Source organism: Clostridium sp. AF28-12, assembly GCF_003435225.1.
In the GTDB taxonomy this organism is placed as follows: domain Bacteria; phylum Bacillota; class Clostridia; order Lachnospirales; family Lachnospiraceae; genus Pilosibacter; species Pilosibacter fragilis.
Genome location: NZ_QWGJ01000001.1, coordinates 407,330 through 423,181, shown reverse-complemented (window position 1 = coordinate 423,181; position 15,852 = coordinate 407,330). Strand labels below are relative to the sequence as shown.

Genomic DNA, 15,852 nt, shown 5'->3' with positions numbered 1-15,852 from the left:
TATCGTGCCAGTTCTTCTGGACAATCGTTGCTGTTATCAATTTAGGGTCAGACACTTTCTTTGTTGTTTCTTTCGTTTCTGTGACCGTCTGTGTTGCTGTACCGCCCGTTGTGATTTTGAAAACCTGCCCCGGATATATTAAGTTAGGGTTTTTAATATTGTTTTCAGAAGCAATCTGCGGGTATTTTGTACCGCTTCCCAGATACTTTTTGGCAATAGCCCAAAGCGTATCACCTTTTTTGACCACATAATTGACAACGCTTGCAGCTTCAACCTGCTTTTGCACCGTCGTTGTGGTCTTAATGAAAGTCGGCTTTACTTCCAGCCAGCTTCCCAGCCACTTTCTTTCTCTATCATCAAACGCAAGCTGCAAATCGTCTGCGTTGTCTTCGTCTTCATCAGTGAAAGTAAGGCTGCTTAAATATTTATTTATATTTGCCGGGACTTTTACGTTTTGAAATTTCAACCGCAGTTCCACCCGGCGTGCCATGTCTTTTGCGCTCATTCTACGTCAGCAGCCCCCTTTTCCACGGTGGCAGTTCCAAGTCTTCTTCGTCTTCCACTTCCGGGATTGTTAATACAACCCCGGCAGGGAAAACGTAGGTGCTGGCGTACTTGACATTGGCTTTCATCAGCTTATCTGTATGCAGGACACTTCCCATTTGTTCAAATGCTATCTTGTCCCACATATCCCCAGATATTGTTGTGTAGCTTTTAGTCATATTTCTGCCGCTTCTCCTTGTCTTCTTTTTCGTCCAGCAGGTCTTCAACGTCACGCAGCAACTTTCTGTTGTTCTCTTCCAGTTTTGCGTCCAAGTCTTCCGGCTTGTCCCCGTTGATAACTATTGTCGGACTGTTGTTTATAGTTACGTTGTTTGCACTTCCACCGCCACTTCCTGCGCCTGCTGTTACCTCTGGCGCTGTGTTGTAGTTATTCACCGTCTGCGGTGCTGTTGTGGTCTGTGCTGTTGGCGCTACCGCTGCCGCTGTTGTGGCTGCTGTATTCTGTGCAGCCAGAATGTTTCTTGTCTGGTCCGCTGTAAACACCGTGCGCCCCGGTGCGTTCGTGATTAACTCCGGTCCCGCTTCACCAGCAATGAACGTGTCTGGTGTGTTTTTTGAACCTTTCGCCAGCATAGGTATTTCAGATATGTTTATACCTTTTCCACCTACACCCGGCACCCAGTCTGGCACTTTTACTTTGTTCAATCCACGTATAACCGTGTTGACCGCAGATATAATGCCGTTGATAACTCCCGTACACACTGACTTGATACCCTGCCAAATTCCAGAAAATATTTGCTTTATGCCCTCCCAAGCCTGCCGCCAGTTCCCGGAAAATACACCAGTTATGAAAGTGATAATTCCATTCAGTACGGTTGCAATTCCAGAAATTACACCGGAAATTGCTTGAACTCCGCTTTGTACGATAGACTGGATTGTTGGCATTGCAAATTGTATTGCTGCTAAAATTCCTTGAATTATTGGTGAAACTATGTTCCAGATTGTCGTCAGTGCTGTTTGTATCGCAGGTAAAAGCGTTTGCAATACGTTTGTCACCACTGGCAAAATTGCTTGAATTGCTGCGGAAATTGCCGGAAGCACCGTGCTACAAATAAAGCTGAATAATTCTGAAATAATCGGCAAAACATAAGTTGAAATGAATGTGATTATTTCTGAAATAATCGGCATAAGACCAGCAATGAAACTTCCTATCACCGGAATAATTGCACCGATAAAATCAGCAATGCTTTGTATAATCTGCATAATGGTTGGGGCTGCCGCTTGAATAAAGCTAACAATCCCCGGTATTACCTGTGTAACAATCACCTGCAATACCTGTTCTGCAACTGGCACAACGTATGTGGTTATAAAGCCCACAACCTCTGAAACTGCGTTCTTTACTGTTCCCAGCACATTTACAAACGTGTCAAAGACTGCTGCGCCTTTATCTCCGAACAATTCTTGTATCTTGTCACGGGCTGCACCTATGTTCCCATCAGAAAACACATTCTTTATGGTGTCGCCTATGTTGGTAATGACTGAAACAATCTTGTCAAAGACTGCCAGTGCTTCATCACCAAAAGTCCGCTGTATAAATCCCCTTATCTCTTCAAGATGGTTCTTTACAAGCTGTATTACTGTAATAATTGTTGTGATAACGCCCACAACTGGCAGTATCTTTCCTGCAATACCTCCAAGCGGTCCCAGTGCTGTTTTTGCAAGGTTTCCAATAGGACCCAGCACCGTTTTTACCGCATTTCCCAGCGGTGCAATCAGTGTTGTTGCCTTGCTAAATGCTCCTGTAATTCCCTTTGTTATGAAGCCGCCTACTTTTCCAAGTGGGCTGTTTGCAATCGCACTGCCTACCGTTCCAAGTATCGGACCCAGCTTGCCGCCAATCAACGAAAATGGTTTCAGCATAAGTCCCAGCATTTTTGTTCCGGCTCCTGTCAATGCTCCGCTTGCTTTTCCTGCAATTCCTAAAAAGCCGCTGACAATGGACTGTTTCACGCCGCCCATAAAGCCTGTTACTGCTCCAACAACTCTGTTGCCACTGAATATATTACCTATTGCAGAACCTACGCCGCCCATAGCGCCTTTTACATTGCCAAAGTATGACAATATACCGCTTCCAGCTGTTTTCAGCTTTTCCGCAAAACTTACGCTTGTTGCTGCGTTTTCAATAAATCCGGCACGCAGTCCCAGCAGTTTTTTTGCCAGTGACAATATGCCGTCTTGTGCTGATAATGTAACCAGCTTTGTTGTCAACATTCCCACTTTCAATGCCGCCAGCCCTGCCGCTACCTTTAGGGCTGTTTGCACCAATTTTGGGTTTGCTGCTGCAAATTCTGAAACTTTAGTGACCACCACCGCCACTTTGTCTGCCAAATTTCCTACAATCGGCAGTAAGTTTTGACCAAGAACAATACCCAAGTTTGCTATACTGTTCTTTGCCTTTTCCATTTTGGCTTCTGTGGTGTCTTCCATTTTGGCAAATGCGCTGTCTGTTGCCCCAACGCTGTTTACCATGTCTTGTACGCTTGAATTGAAGCCGTCAACTCCGTTTGACAGAAGCGACATTGCCGCTTTTCCGGCTTCTGAACTGCTGAACATATCAGATAGGGCAAGACCAGACTTGCTGGCTTCTTCCTGTATACCTCCCAGAATTTCCCCAAGCGATTTACCGCTTGCCATCAATTCTGCAAAGCTGCCGCCCATCTTCTGCCGCAATAGCTTGTCTGTCGTACTTCCAGACTTTGACAACTCATTTAACATACTGTTCATGTATGTTGTCGTTTCTGCGGCTGCAATACCTTTGCTGGTCATTATTGCATATCCGGCGCATAACTGTTCCAGTGAAACATTGCTGGCGTTTGCAGTCGGTATAATTTTACCCATACTGCTTGCCAGTTCTCCTACTGTCACTTTACCTTTGTTCTGCGTCTGTACCAGCATATCTGATACCGTGCTTACTTTGTCCGCACTCATGCCGTATGCGTTCAATACGGTTGTTAATACGTCCAGCGTTTGCGAACTTTCCGCAAATCCGGCTTTTGCTAACTTCGTACTGTTTGTAACAAAGTTTACGGCGTCACCTGTCTTCTGTCCGGCAGATATAGCATTGTACACATCATCAGCAATGGCATTGGCTGCAATTCCTGTCTTGTTTGACAGTTCCATTATCTGTTGTGACAATGTGCCCAGTGGGACTTCCTGCGTATCTGCAATGGTTCCCACCTTTGCTATTGCTTTTTCGTACTGCTGCGCTGCCTGCACGGGTCCTGCATACACTGCGGCGGCTACGGCACTAATTGCGCCAATAGTTCCCAGCAGTTGTCCTTTTGTCTTTGAAATGCTCTGTTCTACCTGCTGTTGCTTGTCATTCAATTTCTGCAACGTCTGCTGTGAAGTTTGCAGCTTTTCATAAGACTTTTGCAGTCTTCCGTTGGCTTCTTCCAGATTATCCGTATTTACTCCGGCTGCTTTCAGTTCGTCGGCATAACTGTTTAATTGTTTTTCCTGTTCTTCGATTTTGGCAGTGGTCTGTTGTATCTGGTTTTCATTCTTTTCAAGCTTCTTCCGCAGTGCTTCTGTGGGTTCGCCTGTCTGCTGCAATTCCTGCTGTAATCGGTCATGCTCTGCGTTAAGCTGCGCCAGCCGTTCTTTGTTCTTATCAATAGCGGCAGACTGCTTTGTGTAGCCGTCAATCTTTGATTGCAGGGAATTGACATTTTTTAAGCTGTCCCGTAACTGGTTGTTGGTGTTAATTGCGCTTTTGAATGTGCTGTTAAAATTGCCACCCAGCGACGCTTTCAGCTTAAAAAGCAGTTCAAATTCCTTTTGTGACCCTGCCAAGCTGTTTCACCTCCCTACGCATTATTGCTGTTCTGTTTCTGCTCTTCCGCTTCTTCTTTTTCCACTTCATTTATGGTTTCAATCCATGCAAAAAGTCTGCGTATAGGCATTTGCAGCCAGAACGGGACGGGCGTATGTGAAGCCCTTGACATTTTGTATATCTGCTTTCTTATGAACTTTGCGGGTTCTTTAATTTTTAATAGCCCGCAGCAATTAAAAAATCCCTTGCTTTGTTCTTAATCTTCATGTAATCTCCTACCGGAAGACGTCTGATTTCATCAGAAGCAACCCCCGCAGCTTTTGCCGCAAGAATACACTGGAACGCAGAGGAAATTTCCGGTGAAAGTGCATATTTGTTCTGGTCTGCAAGTTCCTGTTCTACTGCTTCAATGTCTTCACCAGTCAGATTGTCAAAATAGAAAGTTAATTTTGTATACTTCTTTCCCTCAATCTCTCTGGGCTTTTTGAATGTGTGTGTATAATTCAAACTGCCGTCTTCTTCCTTGTCTTTCTTCTTGTCGTCAAAATTGACCACGCCGCTTGCCTGTGCTTCCTGCATTTCCTTTTCCTGCTCTGTTACCTGCTCCATGTTTTCAGTTGTATTTGTTGTATCTGACATTGTTTATTCCTCCATATCTTTGATTTTAGGCAGGAAAAAACCAGCGGTCTTCCCGCTGGCTCCTGCTGTCTTTTTTACTTGCCTAATGCTTTTCTGACGTCCTTTAAGTAATCTTTGCCATTGATAATGCACACAAAGTTTAACGGGTCAATTTCCGTTACCTTTGAACCGTCCAAGTACATTGCATAGTATGAAACGGCGTATTCACCGCTTACATCAGCTGTTGAAGCTGCCGCAACTTTTCCAAGTGCTGTCTTCTTCGGCTTTACTTTCATAATGTGCTTAACGCCGGACACTTCGTTTGCGCTTGTGCGCAGGTTCATTCTCTGCTGTGCAACTCGCAGGTCAATTCTGTGTACCCGTGGTTCCATCAGCTTGACTGCTGCCGCTGTGACAGTTCGGAAATTGAAAGTTGTTGACATTGCATTTAAGTGACCGATAATAATTTCTTCGATATTTCCCGCAATGCCTGCGCCGCTCAACTCTTCCGTCATGTACTCCAAGTCTGGCAGTGTCACTTCTGTGGTTCCCAGATACTCTACGGCGTCTTCGTAAATCGCATAGTTAATAACTAATTCGTCAACTTTTGACATTCTGTTTCACCTCCTGTTATGCTGCCACCAGTGCTGCAAGATATGACAAGTCATATTCAAGCACAAAGTCCATTTTCTGCATTGGTGATGGCGGCGTCATATAAATGTGAAAACGCACAATTCCGGCTGCAAGCTGGCTTGTGCTGTTTTCGCTTTCGTTGAACTCCACACGTCCACCAATGATTTTTTCATCAGTTGCAAGGCTTGCCAGCCAATCATTGATTGACTGCACAACTGCGTCAATCAGACGTCTTTTAATTCCTCTGTCAATGTAGTTCCAGTACGTCAAAATAAGTGTCTTTGCAACCCACTTGAACATACGGTTGATACAGTAGAAATAGTCCGTCACGTCTGTGTTGGCGGGATAACAAGCCGTATAATTTCCCCAGCTTACAAAGCCATTAAAGAAATTAAGTGCGGTCACAACGCCGTTTTCATTCAAGTAGTTTGCCTGCTGAATATCCATGACTACTTCCGAACCGTCCGCAGTAACCATTCTATCTGCCTGTATGCCCTTGTTTGAAGCGCTTTCGCAAGGTGTACCGCCGCCGTACTCTTCTGCATTGTCTACGGCTGACATACTGGCTGCAAGCTGTGTTGAAAGATTGAAAACTCTATCTCCCAGCGCAACTTTAGGGAAGCAGACAACTTCTGTTCTTTTTGTGAAGTTTTTCTGTTTCTTCCATGCTGGCACTTCCGTGTAGTATGTCGCCCCGGTTTCTGCTGTGCAGTCAATGTCCAGAATTGCTTCACCCTCAAACAGTCCGTTGATATTCTCTGCTTTTGCAGACATTACAGCTGCAACCTCTGCGTCATGTGACCAATTCGGACACAAAATAAGGTCTGGAACCTTTGTATAAAGCGGAAATACATTGTTAATCAGTTCAAGTCCGGTTGTCTTGTGTGTGCTTACGCTGTAACCACCGATAATATCACTTTTTGTGACCTGTGAAGCGTCCACGGCGTCATATTTCACAGTAAGTTTGCCCGTGGTTTCTTTTAAGAACTCCACAATGCAGTTTGTGTCACTGTAAAATACTTCGTAATCTTCCCCGGCTGTCTTTCCTGTGATTTCCACACTGTCTGCGATTGCTTCCGCAGGTAATACAATCTGACCGTCTACAACGTCCATCTGTGTTTCATCAACTGTTTTCTTGTGTTTCTTAGGGTCAAGAACATTTACAAAGAACACCTGTGCAGAATTGAACAATGTAAACGCTGTGTAAATCTCTTCACAAAGACTGTATTTCTTCCAGTCGTCGGAATATCCCAACGCCTGCACTGCTTCTTTGTAGCTTGAAGCCATAATAACTTCATTTACTTTTCCGTTTACCATCTGCACGGGTGCTGTTCCAACCACAAAATGTACGCCAGTATCTACGGACACGGGCGTGATTGCGCCATTGTTTGTTTTGCTGGCGTTTACTCCATGTGATACGTCACTCATTTGTTATACCTCCTGTTCTGCGTATGCAAGGGCGGCAGCCTTTAAGTCTGAATAATACTTGTTGTATACATTCCCGGTTGTCTTCACCTTGTCTTTCTTGTCTGCCAGTTCGGAAATGGGAACCAGCATTTTTCTTACAAGCGGGAACTTTTCAAGAATGAAAGAAAGTTCTTCTTCAATCTCTTTGTCTGTTCCCTCAAAAATCTTGTTGCATGGCAGCATTGCTTTTGGCAGGTTCGGTCCAATGTAAATCAGCTTTACTGTTTCCGACTGCGTATTTGCCGTTTTTACGGCTTTTTCTTCTGTTGTGGTATTTTCTACCGCCTGCACCTTTTCAGCGTCCTTTTCGGCTACTGTGGCGCTTGCTGTGGTCGCTTTTGCCATTTCGTCTTCCTCCTGTCTATAAATTGTGCAAAATCTCTGCCACATCACGTTGCGTGACTGGCATACTCCAATTTGTCACCATTTCGCCCATGTAATATGGCGGCGTGGTGTCTTGATATACGATATATTCCAGCGGCAGTTCCAAAGCAAATTGACCGCCGCCGATTGTCCCGGCTTTCTTCAATTCGCTGCGCACTCTCAAAATCAGATTAAGAAGTGCCAGTGGTCCGTCCTGCCCATCTTCTGAATACACCGCAAATATTATTCTTACTTTGCAGCTGTCTTCCTCTGGTTCGCCTGCTTTCTTGTCGTCCGTCCCTGTTAGGAACTTTAACAGAATGTATGGCACTTTCTGTTGTACGTCGTCTGCTTCCGGCAGCCCCATTTTATAAACTGCTGCTGCTCTTTCTTTTTCTTCGTTGCTTCCCGTTCTGGTTCGCACTGGCAAAATAATGTCAGACGTTTTGGAACTAATGAATTTCTGCAATTCTTCTAACAAAAAAACTGGTGTCATAACGCTTTACCCTCCATAACCGTTCAAAATCCTGTTCATTTCGTGTATAATTCTTTCGTTTACCAGTTCTTGTGCTTCCTTTTCCAGCCCGTCTATAATATCTTCGTTCCCTACCATCTGTGCTGCTGATAGTCCCATTTTCTCTTCAATCGGAAAACGCTTGCGCCCTGTCCTCTCAAATACTCCTGTGTGACCATTGCTTTTCATTTCTGCAACGAAAGCGTCTTCAAACGGGGTCCCGCTGCCACCTTTTTTGACTGCTGCCCGCACCTGTTTTCCAGTTCCGGGCTTCGTCGGCGTTACTTTGAATTTGTACAGCGGTATTTTCACGCCAGAAAACGAAACAAAGCCCGCAAGGTTTCCCGTGCTGGCTTTGGTTATATTTATTCTGGTTGCTTTCGTCAGTGCTGCGCCATTTACGGCATATACGGTTTTTACCTGCTTTATTGCCTGTGTCTTCACTCTGGAAATACCACGGTTCATAGCGCTGGCAAATACTCTTTCTGCACCTTTTGGAACGTCTGCCAGCAGGGTTCCCACTCTTTCTATTGCGTCAGATGTTATTTCAATCATTCTTCCAACATCTCCAATTCAAGAATTATTTCCCCGTCCTCGCAGTCTGCTTTTGAAATGTTATACATATTGATTGCCCCGGCTTCGTCAATTTCAAGCTGGCGTCCTTTTTTGGGAACGCAACCAAAATCATATAATGACATATAGACCAGACAAGAAGCACGGTTTATGCCCTCTGCATTGTCCCCGTTTCCTCTCTGCCGTTCGTCGGCTGCCGTGTGGTCAATGATTATGGGCAAATAGTGTTTCTTGCCTTGATACCATATATCAGTCATAGTTGCCATTTCTCCGCAGTTGTGAAACACTTTCATGTCACTGGCAAGCTGTGCTTTGAAGTCCATTAGATAGGCGTTGCAACAAACCAGCTGTCTACATCATGCGGAACGCATAACGGTGCAGAAGACAGATTGAGGAAGCGGCGGGCAGGCTTACGCTTTGTCCATGTGTCCGGTACATATTTACCCTCTACGGTCATAAAGTTGCCGTCCGGCTCCTTAATAAGTGTGATTGCTCCATAGTACATGGAATAATCAGCGTTTGTGCTTAACAGTGCCAAGCTGTCAGCAGGTACAAGCGGCTTGTCTTCCGGTTTGTTCGGGTTTGTCCAGTCGTCAAGATACCACTCATTGTACTTGTAAATATCAAGTCCCAGTTCGTGAATGGTTCCAAGGTATGTGACGCCGTTCGGTAACTGTTTAGGCTGTATAACCGCAAGATTGAAGTTTTTCACATCAAGCATTTTCTGCACCTTTGCATGATTTACAAACGCATTTGCAACGTCGCCACCCATAACGCAAATATCACAGTTTACAAATCCGGTCTTCTGTACGGTTTCGTGCCAGCGCTTCAAATCTGCGATAGGGTCGGAAGTGTCAGCAGTCCACTTCTTCGCTGCTGTTGTGATTTTCTCTTTGTTTGTAAAAGAGAAGTCAATCACTTCGTTTACTCCGTCGCCAATGATAGGGATTGTGCCAGTAAAAATGGTCTGTACGCACATTAACTCTTCACGGCGTAAAATCATTTCTCGCAGTTCCTTGAAATCATCAGCCATTTTAAGTACTGCACGTTCCGCAGGTGTTCTGCCAGAATAAAGGCTTTCACCCGGTCTGCGCTGTAAAAGGTCGTCAACCGTTGTGACCTTTTCCGGTGCAACTAAAGGCGGTGTGTAGGTCTTTGTTTCATAGCCAGTGTTTGGCACTACCTTTCCACCAATTACACGGCTGACAAACGGCGCAACCTTTCTGCTTCCTTTCTTGAAATCAACATCAACATTCTTTGTCACGAATGTTTCTTCATGTTTGAAAAATGTACTTCTGAAAAAAGTACGCACGGGCGGTAACTTCTGAACCACTCTGCCCATTGTTCGTGGTTCGTAAATAGATACTTCATTTGCCATGATTGTTTTATCCTCCTTACTTCAAAAAGATTGATACTTTTCGCAGTGCTTCTTTGATTTTTGCTAAATCTGCGCTTGCTTCAAGGTTTAATGCGTCAGCGAAAAACTCACCTGTCAAATAATATGTGACTGGCTCGCCCTTTCCTGCTGCTGCCGCAGAAATTCCGATTGCGTTCGCTTCTTTTGTTGCAGCAACCGGAATGATTTTGTTTTCGTTCTCTGTGTCAACCATTACTGGTGCATACTCTTTGATTTCTGCGCCTGCAACTCCCGTTTCCGGTACTGTTGGGAAGTCGCCAGCAAAGAAATTCTTTGGCGCTGTTTCTCTCTTCTCTACTGCGTATTCACTCATTTTGCGCTACCTCCTTATTTTGTATCTGGAAACAACTTGTCAATAGCGGCATTGAACGGGTCTTTTCCGTCACCGCCTGCGTTGTCCTCCGGTGTTACGCCAGATACGCTGTTTGCCCCGCTGTTCTGTGCGTCCTGCTGGCGGTTCTGAATGTAAGTTCCACCCGCTTTGTTCTGCTCTGCAATGATTTTTACTGCAAGTTCCTGCGCAGAAATAGGGTTTTCAAACTTTGCGTCTGTCGCAAGTGCTGCATAGTTGCCGTTTGCCAAGTCTTCAATGCCTTTAATTCTTGCGCGTTCTGTGGCTGCGGCTTCGTTCTGGATTGTCGCTACTAAATCCGGGTATGCGGCTTTTAGTGCGTCAACCGTTGTGATTTTGTTTTCTGGTGCTGCCATTTCTGGTTCCTCCTTTTCTTTTGGCTTGTTGATAGGTTCTGTTGCACTATTTACTAAACTACCCGGATTTTGATTGTGCGGGCTGTTTAATAACTGGGTTGGAATACTCTTGAACATGGAAACGTCAATAGGCACTGAATTGACAACGATTTTTGAAGAATTTTCAACAACTGTTGTGCTGTCTTCAAACATCAATTCATCACAAAAGCCGTTTTCAACGGCAATGTCGCCCGTCCACCATGTTTCATTTGACATAAGCTGTTCTATGTCCTCTGTCTTTTTGCCAGTCTTACTGGCGTATGTATTGACAATGCTTTGTTTAATCACTTTCAGTTCATCAGCCATCTTCAAAAAGTCTTCTGCTCTGAAAGTGTCCCAGACTGTCATTGCTGGGTCATGTATCATAAATACACCATTTCTGGCAATCTTGATTGTGTCGCCTGCCATAGCAATGATTGTGGCTGCGGAAGCTGCCCAGCCATCAATTTTGACTGTCACTTTCGCTGAACAATCTTTCAATCTCGTAAAAATCGCATTTGCTGCGAACACATCACCGCCGCCGCTGTTAATGCGCACGATAATTTCTGGCACATCACCAAGCGCCGCAAGTTCTTGATTGAATTGCTGTGGCGTCACCCTGTCTTCCCACCATGACTGCTGGCTGCTAATTGCTCCGTATAAAAGCAGTTCTGGCGGCTTGTCGCCTGTTGCTGGAATAAAATTCCAGAATTTATTCGTCGTCACTCCGTATGGATTGCCCGGCGTCCTGTTGTCCTGCTGCTGGTTCATTCCCTGCGCCTGCTGCGGCTGCTGTGGATTTTGGCTTGTTTGCATTGGCATTGGCAATTTTCTTCACCTCTCTTAACTCTTTTTCTTCGTGTTTCAACTGTTCAATATTGTTGTAGTAGCTTGTACCCGTCATTTGCATTGTTTCGTCGCTTCGTGTACTAAAGCCATTCTGCACACGCTTTTCTGCGGCTGTTGCTTCTTTTACCGGGTCTAACATACCCTTTGCCGGTCCGTTCCATTTCGCCCCGCAATACGCTTTTCTAATCACTGGGTCGGTAAAAAAGCCCGGCGCCTTGATACGTCTTTTTGCAACCGCTTCTGTCAACCACTCTTCATATACTGGTTGGCAAAAATCTGTTGCTAACCAGTCCCGGTACATATTAAACATTTTCCACGCTTCTTCCAGTGCGCCTTTGCTGGCTGTATAACTGGAATTAAAGCGCTTCATAAGCAATTCATAAGGTATTTCAAGGCTGGCGCCTATCTGCTGGCATATAGCTTCTACAAAGCCGCCAAAATTGGCGTTTGGTCTGCCGGGGTTCATGTCGTGTGCCTTTTCGCCCTCGTTTAAGTCGATAACGGCACCCGGCGCAAGTTCAATGGTGGTTTCGTCCTCTGCGTCCACCTGCACTTCTTCCGGTATAATGCTTCCTATTGCGTCTTCGCTGCTTGCGTCTGCCTTTTCAATAAACACCGTGAACATACCGGACACAACCGCTGCCACCAGTTCGGCGTCCGTGTATCTTCCAAGCTGTTTCAGACTTTCAATGACCGGGGCAAGGAACGGAACGCCCCTGCGTTGTCCTATTCGTTCACGGTTCATAAGGTGCAGCACGTTTCTTCTTCCTGTTGTTTTTCCGAACGCTTCCACCCTCTGCCAGCTAATATCTGCATAGGCGTAGGACAACGGGTGGTGGTCTGCTATGTGATACGCTACAACTTCCCCGGACTGGTCAACCTCCACACCTCCAACAATTTTATTGTCTATGGTGTCGCAGTTGTCCGGGCTGCATAGCCTGTCCGCTTCTATCAGCTGCACACGCAGGTCATACGGTTGGTTTAGTCGTGGCTTGACCGGAAGCACTGCCAGACAGTCCCCAGAAATAAGCCAATTCAAAAAAGCTAACTGCTGCAACTCATAAAAGTTGTCAATTCGTGCCATGTCGCAATCTGTACTTTCTGCCCAGATATTCCATTCACGTTCAATCTGCTTTTCAAGCGTTCTTCTTTCCTCTGGTGATATGCCCAGCAATTCTGCGTCAATGTTAGGCTTCAAACGTAGCCCACGCCCAACAATGTTGGTTCGCATGGTTTTGACAGCGCCGTTTGCAATAGGCACGCCCATATATAAATCACGGGTACGCTGTCGCAGTATCGAAACATTGTCTTCTATGTCTTCACGGCTGCTGCCGCCTGCATGAAGCCACCCTGCAAGTGATTTTTTCACTACGCTGGCACCGTAATTGCTGTACCCACTGTTCAAAATCTGCAATTTTTGTCTTGCCGCAGTACGTTTCAGTGCTGTTTGCGGTGCCACAACTGCTATTGCTTTGTCAATTCCCGCTGCAATTCCCACGTTTTCACCTCCTTTATTGCATGAAAAAAGCAGCTTTTCACGGCTGCTTTTTGTCTTTTCTCACTTATTCACGCTACAATATTACCCCATTTTTGCGGGCAATGGGGGGAAATAAAGCCCCAAAACGGGCAATCACGGGCAATGTTTTATAAATCCCGTGGTACAAATCGTTTTGCACGGTTCCTGCCGCCGTATTTTGCCGCATTTTCAAGCGCAGTGACTTTCCCTTGCCAATATTCAATAGACTTCCTAATTTCGGTCAGATTTGCTTTCGTCATTGTTCTGCTGCCTATTGTGTAGGACTGGGCGTTTGTCACCGCCAGTTCCGCTTCCAGCCATGCGTCAAGGTGTCTTTTTGCTGTTTCCAGTGTAATTCCTGCCATTTATAAAATTCCTCCACTTCTTCTTCTGCCACGTTTTACAATTTTCTTTGCTACCGTGGCTTCTTTCTTTTTGTCCGGTTTCTTCAATGGTACATTGATAATTTCAATAGCTGCCGTTGCATAGTTCCGGCAGTCCAGCGCTTCATTTCGTTTGTGTTCGCCTTTGTCTTTCAGTTCCCACGCAAAATATGGTCTGCCCATCTTGTAACGCATTACCTTTTTTTCTGACGTTAAGCCCTTGAAATACTTTTCGTCATATCCCTTGTCCTCTTCTTTCGGAAAATGGCAAAAGCCGGGTCCCTCTTCCTCCAGCTTTAGTCTGTCCATAAGCAGGCTTTTTCCGGTATCAACTCCCAGTGTAAAAAGGTATGCGCCCTCACGGTTGCTTTTTGACGGCTTCTGGATATATGCTGCGGCGCTATCGTTTGAACCTTTGATTGCAAATACCCTGCGATTGAACCGGGCTTTGCAGAATTTATATACTTGATTGGTTCTGTGTCCTCCACTATCAATGCAGACACATGACAGTTTCATTTTCGTTCCGTCCGGCTTTTCAAAGGTTTGTAGCAAGAATGTGTCAAGGTCTTGCCACACTTGATTGTTAATATCTGAATTGTCGCCGTATATTGCCGCATACCTAATGCCCCAGCTTTCATATTCTGGACCCCAGCCCACAACTTCAATTTCAAATCTGTCGTCCTGCGTATCTACGCCAGCTGTCAAGTACAGCACTTCTTCTGGTACTTCGCACTTGTATTTCTCCCGGCGTTTCATCAGTTCGTCGTCCTCTATGGTTTCCCCGTCTTCTTCCCACGTTTGCCCCATTTCAGTATTGGTCCATACTTTCATCAGTTCCACATTGCCTTTTTTCATCTGGTCATTTGCCGTCAGAAACTTTTCAACAACTTCTTGCCATGCGGTCAATGTGGAAGCAAGCGTGTTCAAGTGGAACCCACGCACGGGGTTGTCTGGGTCTTCATGCACAAAGGTTCCGTCAATAAAGTGTTCTTTCCATTCTGCTTCACTGGATATGACGCCACACTTGCTGCAAGCATATCTGATTTCTGACAGGTCGTTTTTGTCAAATACAACATTTGACCAGACCAGCGGTTGCAGTTCTCCGCAGCACGGGCACGGTGCGTTCCATTCTCCCCGGCTGCTGTTTTCGTACTCCACTTCTATTCTGGAAGCCCCTTTGACCGTCGGTGTGGAAATGTCCACCTGCTTTTTATTCCAGAACGTAGTCTGACGCTTTGAAGCCAGCAAAAGCGGGTCGCCCTCTTTTCCTGCGCTGGCTGGGTATGCGTCTATTTCGTCCGCAAGCAATATTCTGATTGTGTGGCTTCGCAGTCCTGTTGGGCTGTTCGCTCCTGCAATCGTTATAAAGCCGCCCGGAAATATCTTTTGCATGATTGTATTACCGCTGTTGCGGCTCTTTTCGTTGATACGGTCCGCAAGTACGGGCGTATCACGCAGCATAGGTGACAGCTTTTCTTTTGAAAACTTCTCTGCCATGTCTATTGTCGGCTGTATAACCATAATCGGTGACGGGTCATAATGCACATAATATCCAATAGGGTTCAGCACCATTGCGTCTGTCTTTCCCACCTGTGCTGCCGACATAATCACAACTTTTTTTATTGTAATATCTGTTATGGCGTCCATAATCTCTTTTTGATACGGTGCCTTTGCCGTCTTCCAGTGTCCCGGCTCTGCGGAAGACCCGGCAGACAGTCTGCGGAACTTGTCTGCCCACTGTGAAAGTGTCATTTCTGGTGGCGGTTGCAGCACTTTGAAAATCCGTGTGAACATATCAACTGTGTTTTTCTTCATTGTCTACACCGTACCCAAACACTGTCTGGAAGTCTGAAAGTTCTTCCAATACTTCATCAATGGCGCTTTTCAGCAGCTTAAATATTTCTGTCTGGTCCTTTTTCTTTGATAGAATGGGGCTTAACTTTGCAGGTATAGCCATAAGCCTTGTTTTGAACCTAACAAGTGTGTCTGTCATTACCTGTTCCACGTCCTCTGTGGTGTGTACCTCATTTCTGCGCAGCTGCAATTCCAGTTCTTGTGCTTCTCTTTTTGCTCTGACCAGCTTTGCACGTTCTGCGTTGTAATCTATTGCGCTTTCACTTTCCGGGTTGTTTTTGCGCAAATAATTTATGTACTGGTGGTTTACGGTCTTCAAGTCGTACAGCCCCGGTCTGATTTCCGTTATAACCTTTTCGTCACGCAGCTGGCGCACTCTGCGTTCTGAAATATCCAGCCAAGCGGCAACCGCCTTTGAAGTGTACGCTTTCAAAAACCGCACCCCCTTTCTTTTGTGTCCGAATTGGTCACATTTTTTCTTTTTTTAGCCCCTACCCCTTTATTTTTTACCGGGTCGGAAGCGGAAATGAAATTTTCAAAATTATATCTGGGCAGGTTTTGGGCGTCGCCGTACCCGCAGTGCTTCCAGACCGCCGGAAG

General features: G+C 45.6%; 16 protein-coding genes and 1 pseudogene. All 17 read right to left on the bottom strand.

Features of this window, described 5'->3' with window-relative positions; all coding sequences use genetic code 11:
- Nucleotides 1–112: 112 nt before the first annotated feature.
- Nucleotides 113–250, bottom strand: a pseudogene (locus DWY93_RS17835) (LysM peptidoglycan-binding domain-containing protein); the annotation flags it as partial.
- Nucleotides 251–506: 256 nt separating this feature from the next.
- The gene (locus DWY93_RS01940) at nt 507–722 is read right to left on the bottom strand and encodes a tail protein X (protein ID WP_069431167.1); all 216 of its coding nucleotides are present in this window, start codon (nt 720–722) and stop codon (nt 507–509) included.
- Nucleotides 715–4,359 (bottom strand): phage tail tape measure protein, encoded by a 3,645-nt coding sequence (locus DWY93_RS01935; RefSeq protein WP_117471692.1) that lies wholly within the window; start codon nt 4,357–4,359, stop codon nt 715–717. The genes DWY93_RS01940 and DWY93_RS01935 overlap by 8 nt, the downstream gene beginning before the upstream one ends.
- Before the next feature lie 196 nt (nt 4,360–4,555).
- Nucleotides 4,556–4,978 carry a phage tail assembly protein gene (locus DWY93_RS01930; protein WP_055285881.1) on the bottom strand — a complete coding sequence of 141 codons (423 nt, stop codon included), beginning with the start codon at nt 4,976–4,978 and terminating at the stop codon, nt 4,556–4,558.
- Nucleotides 4,979–5,052: 74 nt separating this feature from the next.
- Nucleotides 5,053–5,571 carry a phage major tail tube protein gene (locus DWY93_RS01925; protein ID WP_117469246.1) on the bottom strand — a complete coding sequence of 173 codons (519 nt, stop codon included), beginning with the start codon at nt 5,569–5,571 and terminating at the stop codon, nt 5,053–5,055.
- 16 nt (nt 5,572–5,587) lie between these two features.
- Nucleotides 5,588–7,018 (bottom strand): phage tail protein, encoded by a 1,431-nt coding sequence (locus DWY93_RS01920; protein ID WP_117471691.1) that lies wholly within the window; start codon nt 7,016–7,018, stop codon nt 5,588–5,590.
- Nucleotides 7,019–7,021: 3 nt separating this feature from the next.
- Nucleotides 7,022–7,402: a hypothetical protein gene (locus DWY93_RS01915; protein WP_117471690.1), complete on the bottom strand. Its 381-nt coding sequence runs from the start codon at nt 7,400–7,402 to the stop codon at nt 7,022–7,024.
- Between the two features lie 16 nt (nt 7,403–7,418).
- Nucleotides 7,419–7,916 (bottom strand): hypothetical protein, encoded by a 498-nt coding sequence (locus DWY93_RS01910; protein WP_055285889.1) that lies wholly within the window; start codon nt 7,914–7,916, stop codon nt 7,419–7,421.
- A gap of 6 nt (nt 7,917–7,922) precedes the next feature.
- Nucleotides 7,923–8,489, bottom strand: coding sequence for a phage tail protein (locus tag DWY93_RS01905; protein ID WP_055285891.1), 567 nt, complete (start codon nt 8,487–8,489; stop codon nt 7,923–7,925).
- Nucleotides 8,486–8,764: a hypothetical protein gene (locus DWY93_RS01900; RefSeq protein ID WP_242990499.1), complete on the bottom strand. Its 279-nt coding sequence runs from the start codon at nt 8,762–8,764 to the stop codon at nt 8,486–8,488. Before DWY93_RS01900 ends, DWY93_RS01905 begins: the two co-directional genes overlap by 4 nt.
- Before the next feature lie 65 nt (nt 8,765–8,829).
- Nucleotides 8,830–9,885: a major capsid protein gene (locus DWY93_RS01895; protein ID WP_117471689.1), complete on the bottom strand. Its 1,056-nt coding sequence runs from the start codon at nt 9,883–9,885 to the stop codon at nt 8,830–8,832.
- 16 nt (nt 9,886–9,901) lie between these two features.
- On the bottom strand, nt 9,902–10,237 hold the full coding sequence (locus DWY93_RS01890; protein ID WP_117471688.1) for a hypothetical protein: 336 nt from the start codon (nt 10,235–10,237) through the stop codon (nt 9,902–9,904).
- Nucleotides 10,238–10,251: 14 nt separating this feature from the next.
- A complete protein-coding gene (locus DWY93_RS01885; protein WP_242990498.1) occupies nt 10,252–11,421 on the bottom strand; it encodes a head maturation protease, ClpP-related in 1,170 nt (389 codons plus the stop codon).
- Entirely contained in the window at nt 11,363–12,997 is a 1,635-nt protein-coding gene (locus tag DWY93_RS01880; protein WP_117471687.1) for a phage portal protein, read from the bottom strand. The genes DWY93_RS01885 and DWY93_RS01880 overlap by 59 nt, the downstream gene beginning before the upstream one ends.
- 146 nt (nt 12,998–13,143) lie before the next feature.
- Complete coding sequence (locus DWY93_RS01875) at nt 13,144–13,380, bottom strand: DUF6148 family protein (RefSeq protein ID WP_069431154.1); 237 nt, start codon at nt 13,378–13,380, stop codon at nt 13,144–13,146.
- Nucleotides 13,381–15,213 (bottom strand): phage terminase large subunit family protein, encoded by a 1,833-nt coding sequence (locus DWY93_RS01870; RefSeq protein ID WP_117471686.1) that lies wholly within the window; start codon nt 15,211–15,213, stop codon nt 13,381–13,383.
- Complete coding sequence (locus DWY93_RS01865) at nt 15,194–15,685, bottom strand: hypothetical protein (protein WP_055285907.1); 492 nt, start codon at nt 15,683–15,685, stop codon at nt 15,194–15,196. The genes DWY93_RS01870 and DWY93_RS01865 overlap by 20 nt, the downstream gene beginning before the upstream one ends.
- Between the last annotated feature and the right edge of the window lie 167 nt (nt 15,686–15,852).